The 2,461-nt window shown below is 39.4% G+C and carries 2 protein-coding genes; both read left to right on the top strand.

Annotation, left to right across the window (positions count from 1 at the left end; translation table 11 throughout):
- Positions 1 to 343 (top strand): DUF2345 domain-containing protein (locus J3U19_RS11385; RefSeq protein ID WP_267346367.1); only part of this gene is annotated, 343 nt, incomplete at its 5' end.
- 12 nt (positions 344 to 355) lie between these two features.
- Positions 356 to 2,461, top strand: a 2,106-nt coding sequence (locus J3U19_RS11390; protein WP_267346368.1) for an SH3 domain-containing protein, incomplete at its 3' end; no start/stop codon positions are given.

The raw sequence follows: 2,461 nt of genomic DNA on the forward strand, positions 1-2,461 counted from the left end.
GGGCATGAAACTGTTGGCCAACCAGGGGGAAATCAACCTGCAAGCCCAAAATGCCAACCTCAATATGGCGGCTCAACAAGATATCAAAATCGACAGTGTTGACGGCGAACTGACCATTACTGCAAGTGAAGCGCTGACGTTAATGTGTGGTGGCTCTTTTATCAAAATCAGCCATGAAGGCATAGAGCTTGGCACAGCGGATAATGTGTATATAAAAAGCAATGCTCTGCAAAAAATGGGACCGGCAAGTATTGATAGTGACAAATTAAAATTTACATCCAGTGATATTGATGTAGCACTTATGCGTTTAATCAATAGTGATGTTATCAATTTTTCAGGATAAAAGGAATCAACCATGGCATTAGCCCCTATAAAAAAATGGAAATATCCGGTCGTTACCAATGACCCAAAAAAATCAAGCGCAGCCCGTTATCATCAAGCCTTAATGTTAGCGCAAACCGGTTTTTATCCTGTGAGCGTTAATAAGCTTGTGCATGGAGGCATTCACTTTGATGAAGATGTGCTTAAGAATTTAGGCATTGTAAATGATAAACCGAGCAAAGTGTACTGTATAGCAGATGGTGAAGTCATTGCTTATCGGGTTAACGACAATTATCAAAAAGTTGATTATGGTGATAAGGTTAGTTTTTTCTCAACCGGTTTTGTTTTAGTTCGTCATCTGCTTGAAATGGAACGAATTGAAGAAGTGGCTCCGGCAGCGACACCAACTCCAACAACCGAAAGTCAGTCATCACCCGACGCAGCTACCACTAACTCAACTGAAAATTCAACAGCGCCAGCAGCCTATGCATTACCGTCGTCAAATACGTCGCCAGCCACGACTACACCGGTAACGACATCACCAACGGGCACGAATACTAATACGCCAACTCCCCCAACGACAACCGGTGACGCATCAACAGCAAGTACACCGCCGGCTACTGAAACGGCTAAACCTAAACAGCCCGGTCATCAGTTGTATTTTTATAGTTTATATATGCATTTGGCGGATACGAAATACTATGAAGATAATCCGAAAGAGCCTACGCCAGCATTTTGGGAGCAAGATATTTATCGGGTCACTGAAAAAGGTTTAGATTTTGTTGAAGGATTAAATATTCGAAAGAAGCCTGACTTAAAAAAAGGTGAGATTCTTGCAGTCTTACAAGCGGGCACCAAAGTGGAATTGAATCTTGAGTTACATACCGAAGATTATAAATGGTATGCGGTGACCTCATTAAAGGAAGGCTATTGTTCAATACCGGTATTAACGCCTTATGAGCATGAAGGAAAGAAGATTATCGGTTGGGTTTTCAATGGAACTCAAAAGCAGCTCACGGAATCCGAATTTGATATAAAAGATAAAGATAAAGATAAAAATAAAAATTTTGCCAAATCAAAAGGACTGAGAGTCAGGGATGAAAGTAAAAAAAACATACTGTCTATGTTACCCAAGGGAACCCAAGTAAAAATAAGCGGTAAGAAAAAACCTAAAACGTTTGTTGAATTAGCCCAGATAGTCCGTGACGGGCAACCGACCATTCCTTTATCAGAAGGAAAAAAACTCGTATGGAGCGATAATCTTGAAAACATCACCCGAGGAAAAGAATATAATCAGGTAGTGGTATTAGATAAACCGTATCCAATCAAAGCCGGTGATTTAGTGGGGCATATTGGCCATAATCAAAATAAAGGCATCAGCAAACAAAAAGATAAAGACGGTAATTATATCGATATAGCGACTTTACCGCTAAAAACAGGTTTAACAGCAAGTCAATATAAACCAAGTTTACATGTTGAATGCTTTACTTGTGACGATTTGCCGACGTTCATCACCCAAACGCAGACAGAGGCAGGTAAAATACCCGATGAAGATAAAACATTGGTTGGCATATCAAAAGGTGCAAAATTACTGGCGTCAGCATCAGAATCGGATACAAAAGTCGGTGAGTGCCTTAAAGGTTCGGAAATAAAAATATTAAGTAAAGAACGGAATATCAACTGGTTCCAAATAGAGATTCAAACATCGAAAAGTGAAACTAAAACATTATGGATAGAGAATAATAAAGAGATACAGGATAAACTAAAAGAAAAAGGTAATCTAAAAGATTTAGCCAGTACCACAAAGGCATGGAGCAAGTTTCCATTACAACAGAGTGAGTTAACAACCAGTAAAAAAGAAGTCGATACACCACCGTTGCTACTGAATTTAAATGATGAAGATTTAATCAAGAATGATAAACGAGCCATGGATGAAAAGGGGACATTATGGTTATGGATAGAGCATGCAGTGGATAGTCAAAATGTTCCTATCAAAGGATGGACATTTATTGGCAGTGAGGGCGTGAAGAAAGTCAGTGGTTGGGAGTGGTTTGGTTTTAAACAGATTACAGAAACTGGCAGTTTAAAAGAGTTTTACCTGAGTGCGAAAAAATCAGAAACCCGAAACAAAGATAATGCT

It is taken from the genome of Gilliamella sp. B2828 (assembly GCF_026537125.1).
GTDB lineage: Bacteria > Pseudomonadota > Gammaproteobacteria > Enterobacterales > Orbaceae > Gilliamella.